This is a genomic window from Marinicellulosiphila megalodicopiae (assembly GCF_045862395.1).
In the GTDB taxonomy this organism is placed as follows: Bacteria; Pseudomonadota; Gammaproteobacteria; order Pseudomonadales; family Natronospirillaceae; genus Marinicellulosiphila; species Marinicellulosiphila megalodicopiae.
Window position 1 is genome coordinate 396204 of sequence record NZ_AP023087.1, and the last position, 17313, is coordinate 413516.

At 35.0% G+C, this 17313-nt stretch carries 16 protein-coding genes; 10 read left to right on the plus strand and 6 right to left on the minus strand.

The window, feature by feature from the left end; translation table 11 throughout:
• Positions 1 to 30: 30 nt before the first annotated feature.
• Entirely contained in the window at positions 31 to 1278 is a 1248-nt protein-coding gene (locus TYM08_RS01655; RefSeq protein ID WP_422381237.1) for a 3-deoxy-D-manno-octulosonic acid transferase, read from the plus strand.
• On the opposite strand, the gene TYM08_RS01660 is transcribed toward TYM08_RS01655, so the two are convergent.
• From TYM08_RS01660 to TYM08_RS01670, 3 genes are all read right to left on the minus strand, one after another.
• A complete protein-coding gene (locus tag TYM08_RS01660; RefSeq protein ID WP_422381238.1) occupies positions 1261 to 2145 on the minus strand; it encodes a hypothetical protein in 885 nt (294 codons plus the stop codon). The two genes, TYM08_RS01655 and TYM08_RS01660, sit on opposite strands and share 18 nt — an antisense overlap.
• 175 nt (positions 2146 to 2320) lie before the next feature.
• Positions 2321 to 2899, minus strand: coding sequence for a class I SAM-dependent methyltransferase (locus TYM08_RS01665; RefSeq protein WP_422381239.1), 579 nt, complete (start codon positions 2897 to 2899; stop codon positions 2321 to 2323).
• Between the two features lie 137 nt (positions 2900 to 3036).
• Positions 3037 to 3162 carry a hypothetical protein gene (locus TYM08_RS01670; protein ID WP_422381240.1) on the minus strand — a complete coding sequence of 42 codons (126 nt, stop codon included), beginning with the start codon at positions 3160 to 3162 and terminating at the stop codon, positions 3037 to 3039.
• Positions 3163 to 3418: 256 nt separating this feature from the next.
• Between TYM08_RS01670 and TYM08_RS01675 the strand changes: the two genes are divergently transcribed.
• Together TYM08_RS01675 and TYM08_RS01680 are read left to right on the plus strand one after the other, a co-directional pair.
• Complete coding sequence (locus tag TYM08_RS01675; protein ID WP_422381241.1) at positions 3419 to 4345, plus strand: hypothetical protein; 927 nt, start codon at positions 3419 to 3421, stop codon at positions 4343 to 4345.
• Positions 4346 to 4377: 32 nt separating this feature from the next.
• Positions 4378 to 4914 carry a DUF2058 domain-containing protein gene (locus tag TYM08_RS01680; protein WP_422381242.1) on the plus strand — a complete coding sequence of 179 codons (537 nt, stop codon included), beginning with the start codon at positions 4378 to 4380 and terminating at the stop codon, positions 4912 to 4914.
• Positions 4915 to 4949: 35 nt separating this feature from the next.
• On the opposite strand, the gene TYM08_RS01685 is transcribed toward TYM08_RS01680, so the two are convergent.
• The 3 genes from TYM08_RS01685 to traF are packed head-to-tail and all read right to left on the minus strand — an operon-like array spanning position 4950 to position 8554.
• A complete protein-coding gene (locus TYM08_RS01685) occupies positions 4950 to 5486 on the minus strand; it encodes a hypothetical protein (protein WP_422381243.1) in 537 nt (178 codons plus the stop codon).
• Between the two features lie 23 nt (positions 5487 to 5509).
• Entirely contained in the window at positions 5510 to 6742 is a 1233-nt protein-coding gene (locus TYM08_RS01690) for a multifunctional CCA addition/repair protein (protein ID WP_422381244.1), read from the minus strand.
• Between the two features lie 51 nt (positions 6743 to 6793).
• Positions 6794 to 8554, minus strand: a complete 1761-nt coding sequence (traF, locus tag TYM08_RS01695) for a conjugal transfer protein TraF (protein ID WP_422381245.1) — start codon at positions 8552 to 8554, stop codon at positions 6794 to 6796.
• Between the two features lie 405 nt (positions 8555 to 8959).
• Between traF and TYM08_RS01700 the strand changes: the two genes are divergently transcribed.
• The 7 genes from TYM08_RS01700 (at position 8960) to cysZ (ending at position 17303) form a co-directional block, all read left to right on the plus strand.
• Positions 8960 to 9559 carry an LPP20 family lipoprotein gene (locus TYM08_RS01700; RefSeq protein ID WP_422381246.1) on the plus strand — a complete coding sequence of 200 codons (600 nt, stop codon included), beginning with the start codon at positions 8960 to 8962 and terminating at the stop codon, positions 9557 to 9559.
• Positions 9560 to 9639: 80 nt separating this feature from the next.
• Complete coding sequence (locus TYM08_RS01705; protein ID WP_422381247.1) at positions 9640 to 10857, plus strand: flagellar assembly protein T N-terminal domain-containing protein; 1218 nt, start codon at positions 9640 to 9642, stop codon at positions 10855 to 10857.
• 162 nt (positions 10858 to 11019) lie between these two features.
• Positions 11020 to 12855 carry an extracellular solute-binding protein gene (locus TYM08_RS01710; protein WP_422381248.1) on the plus strand — a complete coding sequence of 612 codons (1836 nt, stop codon included), beginning with the start codon at positions 11020 to 11022 and terminating at the stop codon, positions 12853 to 12855.
• The gene (locus tag TYM08_RS01715) at positions 12856 to 13941 is read left to right on the plus strand and encodes a microcin C ABC transporter permease YejB (RefSeq protein ID WP_422381249.1); all 1086 of its coding nucleotides are present in this window, start codon (positions 12856 to 12858) and stop codon (positions 13939 to 13941) included. It begins immediately after the preceding gene.
• A complete protein-coding gene (locus tag TYM08_RS01720) occupies positions 13941 to 14969 on the plus strand; it encodes an ABC transporter permease (RefSeq protein WP_422381250.1) in 1029 nt (342 codons plus the stop codon). Before TYM08_RS01715 ends, TYM08_RS01720 begins: the two co-directional genes overlap by 1 nt.
• The gene (locus TYM08_RS01725) at positions 14966 to 16549 is read left to right on the plus strand and encodes an ABC transporter ATP-binding protein (RefSeq protein ID WP_422381251.1); all 1584 of its coding nucleotides are present in this window, start codon (positions 14966 to 14968) and stop codon (positions 16547 to 16549) included. Before TYM08_RS01720 ends, TYM08_RS01725 begins: the two co-directional genes overlap by 4 nt.
• A gap of 10 nt (positions 16550 to 16559) precedes the next feature.
• Positions 16560 to 17303 (plus strand): sulfate transporter CysZ, encoded by a 744-nt coding sequence (gene cysZ, locus TYM08_RS01730; protein ID WP_422381252.1) that lies wholly within the window; start codon positions 16560 to 16562, stop codon positions 17301 to 17303.
• The last annotated feature ends 10 nt before the right edge of the window (positions 17304 to 17313 follow it).

Sequence of the window (17313 nt, forward strand, 5' to 3'; positions counted from 1 at the left end):
ACTATAATAAATATTTAAAAGAAATTACTAATGAGAATAATATATTCAATTTTAGTGTATCTATTGCTGACACTATTACCATTTAAGCTATTGTTTAGAAGTATCAAAGAGCCAACATATAGGCAAAATATTAAGCAGAGATATGGATTTGTTCCTCGTTGTAATAAAGGCAGAATATGGATTCATTGTATTTCAGTAGGAGAATCAATAGCGGCAAAACCATTAATTTTGCAGCTAGTAAAAAATCAAAAGTTAATCATTACATGTACAACTGCTTCGGGACGGAAACAATTAGAAAATATGTTCCCAGATGAAATTTTTAACAATAAAATAATTATTTCTTACATACCAATAGATTATCCATTAATTATCAAATATGTTTTAAAGCAGTGGCAACCCTCCCATGTGATTTTTGTCGAAACTGATATTTGGCCAAATATTTGTAAAATATGTCATTCTCAAAAAATAAGACTTTCAATAATTAATGCGCGCATGTCAGATAAATCTTTTTTGGGCTATTCTAAATTGGGGACTTTTTTTGCCAATACATTGAAGTGTTTTAATTTGATTGCTGTGCAATATGAAAAAGATGCACATTATTTTTTAAAATTAGGCGCAAAAACTGAATGCATAAAAGTAACAGGTTCAATAAAAGCCGATTTAAATTTCGATAAAACACTTCGAGATAAATATGAAGGTGAAAAAAGGAAAATAAATCGTCCAGTTTGGATATCAGCCAGCACTCATTCACCCGAAGAAAAAATTTCGTTAGACTGCCATAAAGAAATTTTAAAACTTTACCCAAATGCATTATTAATACTTGTTCCGCGTCACCCTAATCGATTTGTCGAAGTTGAAAATTTGATTAGAAAGTCTGAGTTTGTATTTTCAAAAAGAACGGACAATCAATCGATTAAAAAAGAAGATCAAGTTTTTCTAGCGGATTCCATAGGCGAATTAATGAATTGGCTAATATTAAGTGATGTTGTATTTATGGGTAAAAGTATGGGGTGTAATGGCGGGCATAATCCTTTAGAGGCTGCATATTTAGCTAAGCCTATCGTGACTGGAAAAGGTACTGAGAATTTCCAAGATATATATAACGTGCTTAAAATAAATAACGGTGCTTTAATCATAAATTCACCTGAAGAATTATTTAAATCTATATCAAATTTCTTTAATGATCCACATTTGGCTTCTACTATAGGTGTAAATGCACGAGAAACATATGATGAGTTTTCAGGAGCTTTAAACAAAACATTAACTCTCATTGATTAAATAGGTTTTCCACGCAGAAATTGTTTGAGCTCGTTCCGTATCTGTTGCTCCATTATATATATACCCATAGTGTTTGCCCGTGATCGTATTTAATACAATTGCCAAGGCATCGACGACTAAGTCAGGGTGGTAAGTTTTGACATAACCACTTGAAGTAGGTAATTTAAATTGTGAATTTGAAAGTTGAGAATAGTTATCCATAGCAAATATTATCGAAGGAACTGCGGATTTATCTAACTTTAAAAGTTCATCAAAAGCTCTATCCTGAGTGTCTTCTCTTTGAAGATTGTTTATTAAACTTAATACAACTTGATGTGTAGTTTCATCTTTAATTTTAAAATTCGAATCGAAATTTTGTAAAAAATTATATTGTTTATTTATTACTTTTTTAAGATTGGTTGCTTTTTGATTTGAACTTTCTGATATGGCAAATGTAGATGCTACAAAAAAATACTCTTTTTTGTTATTAATAATGACTTCTTTTAAAAATACAATTACCTGGTTCAAATCTAACTGTAAGATTGATTCAGCGCAGGGTCTCAATTGGACAGGTCTTGTTGAATAATTAATTTCTATAATATCACCAGAATTAATATCGCCTTTCAATATTGATGTTGTAGCAAGATTTAATTTAAAATTTCTATAATCGTGAAGATCGATGCTTTTTTTAATGCCTGTCGCATCTGTTATTAATGTGCCTTGGGCGATGACATAGGATTGTGACGTTAATGTTTCATCAATATTGTTAGAATAATCTAAGTTACAGTGTAAAGAAGAGCTAAAGGCGAATGAGTTTAAACAAAAAAATAATACAGTCAAAATGAAGGTATTTGATTTTGATTGTGTCCAAGAATAATGAGTAGTCATGATATTTATATATTCTTAAAATTGATTTAAAACAATAAATATCATGATGTAGGTTGATTGAAAAATTCTTTAAAAAAAATTTTGTTGAATTGTGAACTTGTACGAAAAACATTCAAAATAGAATGTTTTTAAAGTTCAATTAATGACTGATTTCGAAATTAAGTGACAATAATTGTCATGCATAAATTATTTCTGGAGTATTATGAAGTGCTATTGTATGTACGCTTGCAGGAGGCAGGTTTCTAAATTCTAATTGTTTGCAGGTTCTGTATGGAAATAATGAATTTTGTTTAAACTGAATATATTCTATCTTTGCTTTGATTAAAGACATGTATGTATATTCAAAAAAGGTGATTTTCCCATCAGGTTTTAAAAGTGATTTAAAGTGAGAAAATATTTTTTTAATTAAATTGATAGGGAACTGGTTAAAAGGAAGGCTACATACAATAAAATCAAATTTATTATCATCATTATAATTAAGGATATCGCCCTGAATTAACTCAATTTGAGTCGAGAATCGTTCATTTAATATATTGCAAAAATATGGATTGAGTTCAGAGACGACAATTTGAGAGTCTTGATGACAATAAGATAGTAGTTTTTGAGTAAATACCCCGTTTCCCGCGCCAACTTCTAAAACCCGAATTGGAGAATTAGGAATTTGAGAAATCATTTTATCTGCTAAAAAACGACTGCTAGGGAAGATTGACCCTACTGTTTCTTGGTGTCTTATGAATTGTTGAAAAAAACTCATAATCTTTCCTAGAAATATAAAAAATCAAAATAGCGGTTTATTTATGAGAAATCAACTAAATATAGTTTTGAAATTGTTAGAGGCAGAAATAGAAAAAGGAGCAGAGCTCCTAATTTTTGAATCCTTTTCCTTGATGTTTATTGTGTTGCAACGGCTACTTTGTTGCTAAACATCATTGTTGACTCACCTGAGTCAGTATTTGCTGAAACAGCAAGTAGTGATATTGCAGTAAATGCACTTATACGTAGGAACCAAGAGTTCAAATTTAACGCTCCAATAAAAAAGGTAGAAACAATTAAAGGATCAGCATTGTATTGAAAAACACCTAAAAATGCAACCTTTGTCACAATTTCAGTGAGAACTGGTCGTGTGTTGATAAGGCGTTTATAAAAGATAACGAAACCAAATTATATTACGAGTACTGTTTAACAATTAATTTCAAAGGAGTGTTCGTCTACGTTTAAAAAAAAATATAAGCTGTTATAGTGTCGTGAATTTAAATTAAATCAAGGTATTAAGATGTTTCTAGCTAAACGAGCCGTGCTATTTTTTTGCTTACTTGGAATGATTGCCCCAATAAGCTTCTCGCAAACCTTTAAGGTCGCTGTTTCTGCTGAAAAAAGAGATGCTTATTTGGAATTCAGAAGAAACAACGGTAATGACGGAGTTAAATTACTTACCAATTATAATGATCCAGCTTTAAAAGATAGAGAATTATTGGACATATTGATTATCGAGCAAGCATTTTTCAGAGCGGGTGTTGAAGATGCAAAATTAGAGTTAGTACCATACGATGCAATTGAATTTACATTGTCTGATTTGCGTGAAGCTGATTCGGAATCTGATATTGTAGCGACATCTTTTAGTTATGAAAGAAAAAAGCTCAACAAAATTAAAGAAGAGGTATACATAACTACGGCTGTAATTGAATCAAAAGATACGCATTATGGCTTTTTTGTGGACAAACAAAACAGTGATATTTTAGAGGTAAGCTCACAAGAAGATCTTCAAGATTACACGACTATGAGCAGTTCTTTATGGAGTGCTGATTGGGAAGCAGTAACTGGTATTGGGCTTGGGCGTGTATTGGACGGAAGTTGGGGTGAGCAGCAAGATGCATTAATAGACGGTGATACCGACTTTATTATTCGTCCGTTTTCTAGAATGAGTTTAACTATTACGCATTCAGATGGCACTCAAATGGATCTAATACCCATTCCAAATTTAAAAATGGCACTTCCAAGTACTCGCCATTATCCTATAGCAAAAAGGCATCCTCAAGGGCGATTTTTTAATGCAGCTTTAAATTTAGGTTTAATAAAAATGAAAAAAGACGGAACCATCCTTAGGGCGTTAAAGCAAACCAATTATATTAATGATGACGTTAAAGACTGGACAACTATTGAGCCAGTAACTCAGTCAGTTTTAGGAATCATGTCGTTTTAAACATTTATTAAAAAGTAGTAGAGAACATAATTATGGGTAAATCCTTACAAGAGCAATTCTTAGGCCTAGGTGTTGCAAACAAAAAGCAAGTTAATGCTGCAAAAAAAGAGCAAAGGCAGGTTCAAAAGAAAAAACAAAAGCATGGTATTGACGAAACACTTGCTTATAAAGAAGAACTTGAGAAACAGAGACTTGCAAAGATTGAGCAAGATCGCTTGTTAAATCAAAAGAAACACGAGCAGGCACAGAAAAAAGCCATTCTTGCTCAAATACATCAATTAATCGAAATGAATCAAGTAACAATAGCCGGTGAACTGCCTTACCAATTTGCAAATAATGGTAAAATTCAAAAGTTATATGTAAGTGAAGCCGCGCAAACTCAGCTGGCAAATGGTCAATTAGTATTGGTTTCGTTTCATGATGATGTAAAAGCTGTAGGCTCTGGTGTAGCAGATAAGATTAAACAGAGGGACGAAAGTAAAATATTGCTTAATAATAGAGTTGAAGGTTTAGAAGTAGTAGATGACCCCTATGCGGACTTTGAAATTCCTGATGATTTAATGTGGTAAAAAAAAGCAGTCCTAGGACTGCTTTTTTATGTGGATTACTTAATAATTTTTGCATCAATTAAAAATAATAAATCCGCTTGAATTTCGGTATCATCATCAGGGAATCCTCCACTTACTTCAGAGCGTATTTTAATATTCTTGCTTTTGATGTAAGGAGTTAAATCAATCGTTTTATCCACATCAAGACTCACAGAAGTGCTGTCCAAAGCGAAGTTGTCTGACCAGGCTAATAACACTTCTGAATCGCCATCAATTGAAATGTAAAATTGAACACTATTAATAAAGTCTAAACTTTGTGTTTCATCAGTAACAGAAAGTACAAATGTTTCCAAATTTGCTCTTTCTACCCTTGAAACATCACCGATATCATCTTTAAATTTTTGAGAAGTACTTAAATCAAATTGGTTAAATTGTGAAAAACCAAAAGTATCTAATATCGTTAAAAATCCTCCGCCACCTTCAATGGTTGTTTTGGTTGAAACATTAATTTTTATATCTTTAATCACATTAAATTTACTGCAACTAGCAATCATAAAAATCAATAATAAACATGTCGTAATTCGAAGAAACATAACATTTACCTATTTGTGAGTATTTATACAGTGTAAAGAGATTTTCTTTTTGTATCAATCATATGGATCTGCGCTTTGTTCATTGCTTCACCAATTTGAGGGCCTTGTAAGCCAAGTTCTACATATTTAGTTGATGTAACGGTTTTAGCTTGGGCTAATAATTCACGTAAATATTGTGAATTTGGGTATTCACTGTTTAAAAAACCAGAGCGACCTTTAGCATCGGCTTCGCAACATAATAAGAATTGTTCAAAAAGTGTGTCATTTTTTAATGCCCCAAATGCTTGGAAGACTTTTAAAATGGTTTTGCTTTTAAGTTCATGGGCTCTATGAGTGTGTGTATGGTATTTTGCTACTAGCTGACAAAGTTGAGCTGTTTTATTGGGTAATTTTAAACGTTTGCTCAATTTTCTTATGACAAATTCACCTGTTTGTTCATGGCCATAATGATGAGGAAGATTATCTTGTGGGCTTTTGCCTTTTCCTAAATCATGTAAAAGAGATGCGAATCTTACATTGGTGTTTTTTGAAAGCGAGCAGGCGACTTGTAATACTTGTAAACTATGAATCGCGCAATCTACTTCTGGGTGATATAGCATGGGCTGAGGGACTCCATACAAAGCATCTAACTCGGGTAAAATTACATTTAAAGCACCAATTTGACGTAATAAAATGAAAAACATTTCAGGGTTTTTTTCACTTAATGCTTTTTGCATTTCTGCCCAAACACGTTCGGGTACTAATTCATTTAATTCACCTGAATCTACCATTTGCTTCATTAGATTAATTGTTTCAGGTGCAACTTCAAATCCTAAATGCGCAAAACGTGCATAAAAACGGGCAAGCCTTAACACTCGTAGTGGATCTTCTATAAATGCTTCGGATACATGGCGTAAAGTTTTGTTCTCAATGTCGTTTCGTCCACCATAAGGATCTATTAATTCACCTGCTTCACTTTGAGCAATTGCATTTATAGTTAAGTCTCGTCTAACAAGATCATCTTCAAGTGTCACAGAAGGGTCACTGAAACATTCGAATCCTTTATAACCTTTTGCTGTTTTTCGCTCAGTACGGGCTAAGGCAAATTCGTCTTTGGTTTTTGGGTGTAAAAATACAGGAAAGTCCGCTCCAACTTGCTGATATCCATCATTAATCATTTGTTCAACGGTTGAACCAACTACTACCCAGTCTTTGTCTTTTATAGGTAAGCCAAGTAATTGATCACGAACTGCGCCGCCAACTAAAAAAATTTGCATGAAAGCTCCAAATATAAAAATGGCAACGAAGTCGCTGCCATACTCATCATATTAGAATTGGGATGAAAGTTGAACCGATAAACCAACATCCTGTACAGCTTCAAACACATCATCCGTTGGTTTGATCCAGGCCGCAATATCAGCTCCTACACCAAAAGGCGTGAAAGCGGCGCCCATAGAGAACGTTGCACCATTTTTAACGGCTATGTTATTTCTGTATCCTGCTCGTAACTTGGCGTGACCAAATAAACTAAATTCTGCTCCAAGAGCGAGATATTGACTCGGCTCACCAAAACTTAAAGGCGAGTTTTCGGTAATATCAAGGTCAAAAGCAAAAGTGGTAAATTTTGCAGTATGCGCTGCACCCACTCGAATTTGAGTAGGAATGGTTATTGTATTGCCACCTTTTGATTTAAATGACTGTGGAATCAAGTTTTTGATCACTAATCCCACACGGATATTCCCTTTATAGGTGAAGTCTTTACTTGCTCCAAGGTCAATATTCATAGTGTTTTTGGTGGTGTAATGATTTTCAATATACCCAACCAAATCTTGCTCGATTTCTTCAATTTCAGAACCGTCAATTAATGCCTCTACAATATAAGTATGGTCAAATAAATCGACACGTTGAAATTTAGGGGTAATACCAATATTGACATCTTCTCCATTTATTTTAAATCGACGTGCTAATGAAAAACCAATTTCTGCAATATTAGCGCCTACTATGCTAATTGAAGATGCCAGTTCAGGTCTGTTATCTTCAGATAAGGTAAGTTCACCGCCAGAAATATAGTTGCCATCATAGTTTTCAATCTGTTCAGAACTTTGTTGAGCAGCAGTGACTTGCAGGTCAACTTCCGTTGCTTTTGCTGCAAGTTCATTTGCGTAATCTTCTAGTTCGGTTACTGCTGCATCACGTTCAGCTGGAGTTTTGGAGAACCACGTTGCTTCATCCCAAGATGCAGACTCTGGCGGGTTTAACATGATTTCATTAAGTTCAGCAGTCAAAACTACAACTCCTGACAATTCAACGGTAACATCCGATGCAATTTCGACCATATTTTCAAAATCATCAATAACATCTAACAAAATCTGGGTATCTTGACCGCTTAAATCAATTTTGACACCCGTTAAAAGGTCGTTGTGGATAAATGCAGAGGCTCCCCATTTTTTAGAGGGTACAGCTGCAGCAACCGCAACGCCTGCATTTGCAATTAATGGTCTACCTGATAATGCAAGTAATCCGACATTTGCGTCTGACACTACCACTCTGGCTCTGACGATTTCGGTATTCATCAAATCCATGTTGGCTTGTAAATTGTCATTTGCACTAATTAATGCCGCTATTTCAGCATCAATATTGACCACTTCATCATCGTCTCGGTCTTCGGCTAATTTAGCGCCAACGGCTATAGAAGCATCAGAAACCGCTGCAAAGCTGCCTGTAATTGAAGCGTCGCCTTCACCAGAGATTAAAGTCGAAACAATGGATACATCATAATTTGAAAAAATTTCATAAGATGACTCAAAATAGTCTCTGGACGTTTGCAGCAATCTTGATGAGTCATCAAATGAGACTGTAGCAGAGGGAAGCATGAACCCAATTCCTTTATTGCCAGCATCCGCTGCTAATAAGGAGGGGTTGAAATAACTTGATGCATAGGTTTGCGCTGACGCAACACCTGTGCCGCCCATTGCTCTTGACGCACTGTCGTTTGAAGCAAACGGCGTAGCAAGCGAATTGGAAATCAATAAGGAACAGCAGCTAAAAATTAAACTGATTCGTAAAGACATTTTAAGAATACTCGACATAAATATGGCCTGTGGAAACAAAGATATTACTCTAAGACTAGTGCTGTTTTGCTCGATGTAAACTGCTTAAAAAAAGCAAATTTGAGTACTAGTGTCGGTAAAATAAATTTTGAAACACTAATAAAGGCATTACGACGACAGATTGACTCTAACAGTTTAATCAACGTCAATTCCTTCATAAATACAGGCCGTTAAAATTTCAGACTAACACTTTTGAAAAATGCTGTATCAAAATGTTACAAACCCAACTCACATAATTACAAAGAAATATATTTAGTTGTGCATTAGGTAACATTGTAACTTCGAATTTAATCAGAAATCATCGAAATTAACCCTAAATCATTTGGCTAACTGGCCGATACAAATAAAAATAATGATGCAAATTTAATCACTAGGGAGTGATCCATGTTTCAAATTCGAATAATCAGCCTAATTGGCATGGCATTGATACTGACTAATTGCAGTTTCTTTAACGCCAAAAAGAAAAAACAAGAATCCTTAAATAGCATCGTTCAAGAGGTGCAGATGATAAATGAGAAATTGCCAGATATGGAGCCAATGGTGATTCGGGTCGTAGGTTATGGTGCAATAAATAAAATGACCAAAAATGTCTCAGACGTTCAAATGCGATTATTGGGTATGCGTGCATCAAAACTTGATGCATTAAGAACCATGGCAGAGCGAGTATATGGTACTCAAATTTACGGTACATCTACTGTTGAAAATCTAGTAATTAAAAATGATCAATTTCGATCTTATGTAGACACATACATTTTAGGTGCTCGAGTAGTGGCCCAAGAAGACATGGCAGATGGCAGTTTTCAAACCATTTTAGAGATGGTGCTTGATCAAGGATTTAGAAACTGTATTACTTCAGAGCAACATTGGAAGAAAAACGCAACCTGTGCATCTGAAATGGTTCATGACGTCAATGTGTTAAACAGCGATCGATTAAAAGAGCAGGGTGTAAATACAAAGGATTCGGGTTTGTATTTTATTGAATGACTAAAAAGCAATATTATTGGATAAAAGTGCAATTCAATTCGATTTAATGAATCAGCGATTTAACGTAAAAGGTGAAGGCAATGTGGCGAGTAATAACAGGATTGTTAGCGCTAAGTGTTTCGTTTTTAGCAATGACGAAAGAAGATGATTCCTATAAATGGGTTGAAGCACAAGGCATGGCAGCTATTGAGTTAAATCAACTACAAAGTGCGAAAAATCGAGCCTATCGAGATGCGTTAGCCAATGCATCATTGCAGGTAAATGCCAATATCAAAGGCAGTCAAATACTAGAAAATTCAAGTATTTCGGTTAATTCTTTGACCGTCAATTCAAGCGCTAAAATAGAAGAAGTACAAATCCTTGAACAGTATGAGTCTAATGGTGTGTACATAGTAAGTATTCGCGCAAAAGTAGCCAAAGCTCAATATTGCCATACCCATGTGGCCAATAATTATTCTAAATCAGTTGCCATCACGGGTTTTGAATTGATTGATCCAAAACAAACCACATTGGGACACCTTGGAAACGTCGATCAACAACTAGCCAGTGCCATCAGTAATCAACTTAATCAAAGCGGCAAAGTACAAGCGTTAAATGCAAACCACCTTAAAATTAATCCTAATATCCAAACGGCTCCTTCAAACTTTAATGCCCAACTTCAATTAACCCAAAGTCAAGACGCTGCAACCATGCTAGGTACACAATACGTAGTGTCTGGTGTGATTCGTGATTTAAGTATGGACAATCAAGATGCGCCATATGCGCGCAAATGGGATAAATTACTAAGCAAAGTCAAAATCAGCAAAGCATCACGCACACGACATTTTGTGTTTGATTTGTATGTGCATGATGGCTACAGCGGCGCATTGTTGTTTCAATCTCGCTACAGCGCCCAAGGTATTTGGAATATAAAGCATAATAAAAAAGTCGGGTTTGCCACGGGGGTGTTTAATAAAACCGATTATGGTCAGCAGGTTACGGCATTAATTTCAAAGGCCAGTGACGACATAGCGCAAGTGATTGCTTGCCAGCCTTATGTGGTTAAAATTGAAAACACCAAACAAAATCTTTTGTATTTAGATGCGGGCGCGCAATCTGGTTTAAGACCAGGAGATGCCGTGAGTGTGTACAAAACTTCGCAAATATTTGATCGTGATCAAAATGCCCAATGGCAATTGACAGACACAAAAGTCATGGCGGTGATCAAACAAGTACAACCACACTTTGCCATTGCAGAATTACCCATGGATGCAAGACAGTTAAATATTCAAATGGATGACGTGATTTTTGCGTGGTAGTGCAACAACTACGCATTGATGATTTTATAAATATTTACGTTTCTAATCATTTCACATATAGTTTGAGCGCTTAAAGTTGCTTTGAAATGTATGTGAGTGATTACTTCGCTTTGCAAATCACATTCAAAACAATCTCAATAATCTTAACGGGAGGGTGTGAAATTGAAACTGATTCATCAAATTACTGCGACAATATTTACAATTGTACTATCTACCAATCTTCTAGCTGAAGAATTCCACGACATAAGAATCTTCAAAGGTAAATCCATCGCGCTTCGTGGCGAGCCGCTTTATCAAGAGGATTTTACTCACTGGCAATATGCTAATCCTGATGCACCCAAAGGCGGTGAAATGCGTTTGGGGACAACTGGCACATTTGATAATTTCAATCGTTATGCCCAGCGAGGCTCAACACCAGCAAATATAGATGATTATTTGTATGATACGTTGATGGTAGGCAATAACGATGAATATTCCGTGTTATATGGATTAATAGCAGAATATATCGAATATCCGTCTGACTTTTCTTGGGTGATTTATCACATCAATCCTAAAGCAACGTTTCAAGACGGCAAAGCCATAACTTCAGAGGATGTGGCTTTTTCGTTTAATTTATTTATGAGTGATGGTGTCCCGCAATTTAAAACTTATTATGAAGGCGTAACTGTTGAGGTATTAGATGAATTAACCGTTAGGTTTAATCTGCCTAAAAGAGAAAAATCACTACTGTTTAGTAATGCTGGGTTGACTATCTTACCTAAACATTTTTACCAAGATAAAGATTTCTCGGAACCATTTAGCGAGCCTCCATTAGGCAGTGGTCAGTTTAAAGTCAAAGAGTATGAAATGGGCTCATATATTATTTATGAACGTGATAAAAATTATTGGGCAACCAATCATCCTACTAATAAAGGCTTGTCTAATTTTGATTTTTATCGATACGATTATTTTTTAGATGCTGATGTATTATTTGAAGCTTTTAAAAAAGGGGAATACGATTTTAGATCTGAAAGTATTGCAAAAAAATGGGCAACCGGTTATGTCGGTGATCAATTTGAGAATGGCCTAATTGTAAAAGAAGAGATCACACATCAAACACCCATGGCGAATCAATCTTTTGCATTTAATATAAAAACAGAAGTATTTAAAAATAGTAAAGTTCGTGAAGCGTTAGGATTATTATTTGATTTTGAATGGTCCAATAAAAATTTATTTTATAATGCTTATGAGCGAAACTATAGCTTATTTATGAATACAAAATATGCCGCCAGTGGCTTACCAAGTGCTAAAGAATTAGAAATTTTATCGCCTTTTAAAGATCAATTACCTGCTGAACTTTTCACAGAAGAATTTAAGAATCCTATCACTAAAGGCGATGGCAATATTCGCGATAATATGCGAAAAGCGTTAGAGCTTTTAAAAGAAGCGGGTTATTCATATACAGAGAGAAAATTAGTAGACAGTAACGGTAAGCAGTTTGAGTTTGAATTAATTATATATGGCAAAACCATGGAGCGAGTGGCAATACCCTTTAAAGAAAACGTTGAAAAAGTCGGCATTAAAATGAATATCCAAGTGATGACCGATAGTGCGCAATACATTAACAGAATGCGTGAGCGAAAATATGACATGGTTGTGGCCCATTTAGGTGGTGGCGCTTTTCCGTCAGAAGATTTATTTTTTGAATGGCATACTGACTATTTAGATTCTACTTATAATGCAGTCGGCACCACCGATCCGTTAATTGACAACTTGATACAAGGCATTGCAGATAATCAAAACAACGAAGAAAATTTATTGGCATACGGTCGGGCGTTAGATCGTGTGGTAATGTGGAGGCATTATTCAATTTCGCAATGGCATATTTCAAAATATCGAGTGGCATATTGGAATAAATTTTCACGTCCTGATGTGACACCAAAATATGCATTAGGATCGGAGTCTTGGTGGTATGACACTCAAAAAGTAAAAGCATTAGAACAAGCGAAATCCAATTAAATGTTAGCGTATTTACTTCGTCGATTAATGCTGGTGATTCCGACTTTTTTTGTAATCATCAGCATTAATTTTTTTATCATTCAAGTAGCCCCTGGTGGCCCGGTTGATCAATACATTGCACAGCAACAAGGTATTGGTGATATTAATTTACTAAAAGATCGGCTTTCAGGTGAAAATGCTGATGAAGTAGTAAGTAATACTAAAACAGATGGATATCAAGGCGCAGGTGGTTTAACCGATGAAGAGTTGTTGTTAATCAAACAGCGTTTTGGATTTGATGAGCCGTTGCTTGTTCGTTATGGCATTATGTTAAAAGATTACATGACATTTAATTTTGGCGACAGTTTATTTCGTGGCAGTTCTGTTGTTGAATTAATTGTCGACCGTTTGCCTGTTTCAATCACATTAGGTTTATGGTCAATGTTAATTGTGTATTTAATTTCCATTCCATTAGGCATTAAAAAAGCCTTAACTAACCAAACTAAATTTGATTATTACAGTACGTTGGTATTGTTAGTTACCAGTGCGATTCCTAGTTTTATTCTGGCGATTTTATTAATTGTGTTATTTGCAGGTGGCTCATACTGGGATTGGTTTCCGCTACGTGGATTGGTGTCTAATAATTTTGATGAATTAAGCACCTTTGCACAAATCAAAGATTATTTTTGGCATATAACCTTGCCTGTTATTGCGATGGTGTTAACCAGTTTTGCAGGGTTAACGATGCTGACTAAAAATTTATTTTTAGAAGAGATTTCAAGACAGTATGTGTTAACAGCGCGCGCAAAAGGGTTAACGGAATCCGCAATTTTATATAAACATATTTTTAGAAATGCGATGTTATTAATTACCTCAGGATTACCTGCAGCGGTTGTGAGTATTTTCTTTGGCAGCTCGCTTATTATTGAAATTATTTTTTCGTTAGATGGGTTAGGTTTATTGTTTTACGAAACTACGATACAGCGAGACTATCCCGTTATTTTTTCTACATTATTTGTATTTACATTATTGGGTTTAATTTTAGGTATTATTAGCGACTTTATGTACGCAGTGATTGATCCTAGAATTGATTTTGAGGCTAAATAATGAAATTAAGTGTCATTAATCAAAAGCGTTGGCAAACCTTTAAAAATAAAAAAATCAGCATGATCTCGTTATGGGTATTTGTTGGTTTTTTTGTTTTAACATTGTTTGCAGAGTTAATTGCAAATGATCAGCCGTTATTTATTTCAACGGATAACGGTACGTTTTTTCCAATGTTTAAAGAGTATAGCGAGTTAGAATTAGGCGGCGAGTTTGAATTTCCTGCGGATTATACCGACCCTTATTTATTAGATATTATTCAAGAAAATAACGGCAGGATCATTTGGCCGTTAGTGCGTTTTCATTATTCAACTATTAATAAAAATACACCCACAGAAGTGCCCAGTCACCCAACAACCGATAACTGGTTAGGTACTGATGATAAAGGTCGAGATGTATTTGCGGTGATACTGTACGGATTTCGCTTAAGTGTATTGTTTGGTTTTAGCGTGACGATTTTATCGGCAATTATTGGTATTTCGTTAGGTGCATTACAAGGATATTACGGCGGTTGGTTTGATTTGATTTTTCAAAGATTTATGGAAATTTGGTCAAGCATGCCAACATTATTTATGTTGATTATTTTAGTCAGTATTATTACCCCTTCGTTTGGTTGGCTGATGTTTATCACTTTGTTATTTGGCTGGATGGGGTTTGTGGGTGTCGTGCGTGCCGAGTTTTTTAGAAGCCGAAACTTTACTTATGTGTTAGCTGCAAAAGCCATGGGCATGAAAGACTCGCGTATTATTTTTAAACACATTTTACCTAATGCGATGGCGGCCACAATGGCGGGAATGCCATTTGCTTTGGCAGGTTCCATTACTATTTTAACGTCCCTTGATTTTTTAGGATTTGGTTTGCCGGTGGGCTCTGCTTCATTGGGCGAATTATTATCTCAAGCCAAAGCAAACTTACACGCACCGTGGATTGCATTTGCCAGTTTTGGCTCGTTAGGTTTGATGTCAATTTTATTAGTGTTTATAGGTGAAGGGGTGCGCGATGCGTTTGATCCAAGGAATAAAATTTTATGAAATCGATATTAACATTTGAAAATTTTTCCTTAGCGTTTTCTCATCAAGCACCTGTTGTGGATGATATTTCATTTAATGTCGAAACAGCAAAAATTACAGCCTTAGTAGGCGAAAGTGGTTCAGGTAAATCGGTCACTGCTATGAGTGTGTTGCGATTATTGGAAAACGCCAATCATATTAATTACCAAGGCCGTATCGATTTTGATCAACACAATATTTTAGAATTATCTAATAAGCAACTGCGTGGGATTCGAGGTAACGATATTGGTTTTATTTTTCAAGAACCGATGATGTCGCTTAATCCGTTACACAGAATTGAAAAGCAAATTGGTGAAACGTTAATGATTCATCAAGGGTTAACAGTTAATCAGTCGCGTCCTAAAATTATACAATGGCTAGAAAAAGTAGGCATTCGTGATGCGAGCGCAAGGTTACAAGATTTCCCGCATCAATTTTCTGGAGGCGAACAGCAACGCATAATGATTGCCATGGCATTAATTAATGAGCCTAAATTATTAATTGCTGATGAACCTACAACCGCATTAGATGTCACGATCCAAGCGCAAATTATTGAATTATTACAATCATTACAACAAAGTTTAAATTTGACTATTTTATTTATTACTCACGATTTATCTGTGGTGAAACGAATTGCTGATAAAGTGGTAGTGATGCAAAAAGGTAAAATAGTCGAACAAGGCAATACCGATGAAATTTTTAACCATGCGCAAAATGCTTACACACAAACATTAATTAATACCCGATTAATTGATTCGATATTTGATGTTGATAAAAAACAAGACAACTTAATAAGTTGTGACAACTTTAATGTGTGGTATCCCATTAAAAAAGGAATTTTTCAAAAAATAGTTGCACATAACAAAGCGGTAAATGATATTCAAGTCACCATTGAAAAAAATACGTCAGTCGCGATTATTGGCGAAAGTGGTAGTGGTAAATCAACCTTTGCAAAAGCATTAATTGGCTTAGAGTCCTTTGATGGCATCTATCAATTTGAAGACAGACAAATTGAAAATAAAAACAAACAGGACTTTGCTGATATTCGTAAAAATATGCAAATGATGTTTCAAGACCCGTTTGGTAGTTTGTCTCCAAGAATGTTGGTGGGTGATATTATTGCAGAAGGTTTGTTAATACATAAAATAGGAGACACACAAACTCGCGCAGAAAGAGTCAAACAAGCATTAATAGATGTTAAGTTAGATCCGCAAATGGCAACGCGATATCCCCATGAGTTTTCAGGTGGGCAGCGCCAGCGTATAGCATTGGCGCGAGCGTTAGTGATGCAGCCTAAATGTTTGATATTGGATGAACCCACTTCAGCACTAGATAAAACCATTGAAAAAGATATCATCGTTTTACTCAAACAATTACAAGATAAGTATCAACTAAGTTATGTGTTTATTAGTCACGATTTAAGTGTCGTTAAAGCCTTTTGTGAATATATTTACGTGATGAAACAGGGTAAAATTATTGAACACGGAAAAAATCAAACATTGTTTGATTCGCCGCAACATCCTTATACACAAACTTTATTACAAGCTGCGTTTTTAAACTGAAATTTTTATTATGAATCAATCTGCACTACACGTTTTTCTTTCGTCTTTTTCTTTAGCCTTTCACAAACCATTACGGATTTTTGTGTGGTTGCCACTTTTAATTAATATTATCTTATTAGCTACTGCGACATATTGGCTGATTGACTGGATCTCTGATTTTAATCCGTTAGCCAGTTTTGCAACCGATAACTGGTACGGCTGGATTGTAAAAATTGCTCAAACAGCGATTCAGATTTTGCTTTATATTTTATTAATTCCCATGATGTATTATTCATTCACGATTTTAGCTGCCATTTTATTAAGTCCATTTAATGGTTTGTTAGCAGAAAAAACAGCCGTTCATATTGTTGAACATCAAAGTGAATCCACGTTTAGTCCATCGGATATTGCGCAAATTACTGTGCAATCTTTTGCCCGAGAAATGCAAAAAATTATGTATTTTTTACCTCGTGCGATCGGAATTTTAATTTTAGGTTTTATTCCTATTATTGGATTGGCCGCTCCATTTTTATGGATTGTTTTTGCTATTTGGATGGCTGCTTTACAGTTTTTAGATTACGCCGCTGATAATGAAAATATTCAGTTTAATCACATGCGAATCATATTAAACGAGAAACGCGCTAAAACGTTTTCATTTGGTTTGATCATTTGGGTGACCATGATGATCCCTATATTAAACTTTATATTAATCCCAGTTGTTGTCATCGCAGCGACGCGTTTTTGGTTTATGCACTTTCATCCAAAAAATCAGTAAATATCAATCC

Coding starts and splice junctions, on each gene's coding strand:
- TYM08_RS01655 (WP_422381237.1), top strand. CDS start 31: ATGAGAATAATATATTCAATTTTAGTGTATCTATTGCTGACACTATTA.
- TYM08_RS01660 (WP_422381238.1), bottom strand. CDS start 2,145: ATGACTACTCATTATTCTTGGACACAATCAAAATCAAATACCTTCATT.
- TYM08_RS01665 (WP_422381239.1), bottom strand. CDS start 2,899: ATGAGTTTTTTTCAACAATTCATAAGACACCAAGAAACAGTAGGGTCA.
- TYM08_RS01675 (WP_422381241.1), top strand. CDS start 3,419: ATGTTTCTAGCTAAACGAGCCGTGCTATTTTTTTGCTTACTTGGAATG.
- TYM08_RS01680 (WP_422381242.1), top strand. CDS start 4,378: ATGGGTAAATCCTTACAAGAGCAATTCTTAGGCCTAGGTGTTGCAAAC.
- TYM08_RS01685 (WP_422381243.1), bottom strand. CDS start 5,486: ATGTTTCTTCGAATTACGACATGTTTATTATTGATTTTTATGATTGCT.
- TYM08_RS01690 (WP_422381244.1), bottom strand. CDS start 6,742: ATGCAAATTTTTTTAGTTGGCGGCGCAGTTCGTGATCAATTACTTGGC.
- traF (WP_422381245.1), bottom strand. CDS start 8,554: ATGTCGAGTATTCTTAAAATGTCTTTACGAATCAGTTTAATTTTTAGC.
- TYM08_RS01700 (WP_422381246.1), top strand. CDS start 8,960: ATGTTTCAAATTCGAATAATCAGCCTAATTGGCATGGCATTGATACTG.
- TYM08_RS01705 (WP_422381247.1), top strand. CDS start 9,640: ATGTGGCGAGTAATAACAGGATTGTTAGCGCTAAGTGTTTCGTTTTTA.
- TYM08_RS01715 (WP_422381249.1), top strand. CDS start 12,856: ATGTTAGCGTATTTACTTCGTCGATTAATGCTGGTGATTCCGACTTTT.
- TYM08_RS01720 (WP_422381250.1), top strand. CDS start 13,941: ATGAAATTAAGTGTCATTAATCAAAAGCGTTGGCAAACCTTTAAAAAT.
- TYM08_RS01725 (WP_422381251.1), top strand. CDS start 14,966: ATGAAATCGATATTAACATTTGAAAATTTTTCCTTAGCGTTTTCTCAT.
- cysZ (WP_422381252.1), top strand. CDS start 16,560: ATGAATCAATCTGCACTACACGTTTTTCTTTCGTCTTTTTCTTTAGCC.